Genomic DNA, 3,211 nt, shown 5'->3' with positions numbered 1-3,211 from the left:
AAAAACTAAGGCGAGTCCACTTCCTGGTCGGAGGTGAGACAAGTAAAAACCAGCTGGTCATGATATGGCCCAGATGTTCACGCAAGTGAAACTCATTTGGGTTGTATGGTTAAGTGACCAAGCGTATACGGTGGATGCCTTGGCAGTCAGAGGCGATGAAGGACGTAATAACTTGCGAAAAGCGTTGGCGAGCTAGTAATAAGCATTTGAGCTAACGATATCCGAATGGGGAAACCCAGCAGCATAAGCTGTTATCACTACATGAATACATAGTGTAGTGAGGCAAACCCGGGGAACTGAAACATCTAAGTACCCGGAGGAAAAGAAATCAACCGAGATTCCCCTAGTAGCGGCGAGCGAACGGGGATTAGCCCTTAAGTCTATGGGGTGTTAGTGGAATGTGTTGGAAAGCACAGCGGCACAGGGTGATAGCCCCGTACATGAAAACTAACCATAGATGAAAACGAGTAAGGCGGGACACGTGACATCCTGTTTGAATATGGGGGGACCATCCTCCAAGGCTAAATACTCCTGACTGACCGATAGTGAACCAGTACCGTGAGGGAAAGGCGAAAAGAACCCCTGTGAGGGGAGTGAAATAGAACCTGAAACCGTATACGTACAAGCAGTGGGAGCGGTTCTTGAGACCGTGACTGCGTACCTTTTGTATAATGGGTCAGCGACTTACATTTTGTAGCGAGGTTAAGCGAATAGCGGAGCCGTAGGGAAACCGAGTGTTAACTGCGCGTTTAGTTGCAAGGTGTAGACCCGAAACCGAGTGATCTAGCCATGGGCAGGTTGAAGGTTGAGTAACATCAACTGGAGGACCGAACCGACTTATGTTGAAAAATGAGCGGATGACTTGTGGCTGGGGGTGAAAGGCCAATCAAACTCGGAGATATCTGGTTCTCCTCGAAAGCTATTTAGGTAGCGCCTCGAGCGAATACCATTGGGGGTAGAGCACTGTTAAGGCTAGGGGGTCATCCCGACTTACCAACCCTTTGCAAACTCCGAATACCAATGAGTACTACTCGGGAGACAGACAGCGGGTGCTAACGTCCGTTGTCAAAAGGGAAACAACCCAGACCGTCAGCTAAGGTCCCAAAGTGTATGTTAAGTGGGAAACGATGTGGGAAGGCTTAGACAGCTAGGATGTTGGCTTAGAAGCAGCCATCATTTAAAGAAAGCGTAATAGCTCACTAGTCGAGTCGGCCTGCGCGGAAGATTTAACGGGGCTAAACATACCACCGAAGCTACGGGTGCATTTCTTAGGAAGTGCGCGGTAGAGGAGCGTTCTGTAAGCGGTTGAAGGTGAAGGGGTAACCCACACTGGACGTATCAGAAGTGCGAATGCTGACATGAGTAACGATAAAGGGAGTGAAAAACTCCCTCGCCGGAAGACCAAGGGTTCCTGTCCAACGTTAATCGGGGCAGGGTGAGTCGACCCCTAAGGTGAGGCCGAAAGGCGTAATCGATGGGAAACAGATTAATATTTCTGTACTTCCGCTAACTGCGATGGAGAGACGGAGAAGGCTAGGCTAGCGCGGCGTTGGTAGTCCGCGTTTAAGGTGGTAGGTTGATTTCTTAGGCAAATCCGGGAAATCGTACTTTAATGTACAGGCTGAGAGCTGATGACGAGTCACTAAGGTGATGAAGTAGTTGATGCCATGCTTCCAGGAAAATCTTCTAAGCTTCAGGTTAGCGGGAATCGTACCCCAAACCGACACAGGTGGTCGGGTAGAGAATACCAAGGCGCTTGAGAGAACTCGGCTGAAGGAACTAGGCAAAATGGTACCGTAACTTCGGGAGAAGGTACGCTCTTGTTGGTGATGAGACTTGCTCTCTAAGCTGACGGGAGTCGCAGATACCAGGTGGCTGCAACTGTTTATCAAAAACACAGCACTGTGCAAAATCGCAAGATGACGTATACGGTGTGACGCCTGCCCGGTGCCGGAAGGTTAATTGATTGGGTTATCTTCGGAGAAGCTCATGATCGAAGCCCCGGTAAACGGCGGCCGTAACTATAACGGTCCTAAGGTAGCGAAATTCCTTGTCGGGTAAGTTCCGACCTGCACGAATGGCGTAATGATGGCCACGCTGTCTCCAGCCGAGACTCAGTGAAGTTGAAATTGCGGTGAAGATGCCGTATACCCGCGGCTAGACGGAAAGACCCCGTGAACCTTTACTATAGCTTGGCACTGAACATTGAACCTACATGTGTAGGATAGGTGGGAGACTTTGAAGCTTGGACGCTAGTCTGAGTGGAGTCAATCTTGAAATACCACCCTTGTAGTTTTGATGTTCTAACTCTGGCCCCTTATCGGGGTTGAGGACAGTGCCTGGTGGGTAGTTTGACTGGGGCGGTCTCCTCCCAAAGAGTAACGGAGGAGCACGAAGGTTGGCTAAGTACGGTCGGACATCGTACGGTTAGTGCAATGGCATAAGCCAGCTTAACTGCGAGACATACACGTCGAGCAGGTACGAAAGTAGGTCATAGTGATCCGGTGGTTCTGAATGGAAGGGCCATCGCTCAACGGATAAAAGGTACTCCGGGGATAACAGGCTGATACCGCCCAAGAGTTCATATCGACGGCGGTGTTTGGCACCTCGATGTCGGCTCATCACATCCTGGGGCTGAAGTCGGTCCCAAGGGTATGGCTGTTCGCCATTTAAAGTGGTACGCGAGCTGGGTTCAGAACGTCGTGAGACAGTTCGGTCCCTATCTGCCGTGGGCGTTGGATGATTGAAGGGAGCTGCTCCTAGTACGAGAGGACCGGAGTGGACGAACCGCTGGTGTTCGGGTTGTCATGCCAATGGCATTGCCCGGTAGCTACGTTCGGAATCGATAACCGCTGAAAGCATCTAAGCGGGAAGCGAGCCCTAAGATGAGTCATCCCTAGAGCTTTAAGCTCTCTAAAGGGCCGTAGGAGACTACTACGTTGATAGGCAAGGTGTGTAAGCGTTGTGAGGCGTTGAGCTAACTTGTACTAATGACCCGTGAGGCTTAACCATACAACCCAGATGGGTTTTACTGATACGACTTAGTATTAGAATGAGGCGCTTAAACAGTGGTCATAAAATGCTCCATGCGTTTATGACATCAAGTACATCCGTGTACTTGTTGAACTCAAGACTCTTGATAAGAGTAAAAGCAATCAGCTTTCCGAATTATTATTTAATGCATCAAGAATAGTGCGTTAGATAAACAAAA

Annotated in this window: 1 rRNA gene; it reads left to right on the top strand. The window is 49.7% G+C overall.

Features of this window, described 5'->3' with window-relative positions:
• Nucleotides 1–107 precede the first annotated feature (107 nt).
• Nucleotides 108–3,012: ribosomal RNA gene (locus tag HNW13_RS23345) — 23S ribosomal RNA — on the top strand.
• The last annotated feature ends 199 nt before the right edge of the window (nt 3,013–3,211 follow it).

The organism is Shewanella sp. BF02_Schw, assembly GCF_014596695.2.
Taxonomy (GTDB): Bacteria; Pseudomonadota; Gammaproteobacteria; order Enterobacterales; family Shewanellaceae; genus Shewanella.
The sequence above is the reverse complement of the archived record's forward strand: the minus strand, read 5'-3'. Positions and strand labels throughout refer to the sequence as shown.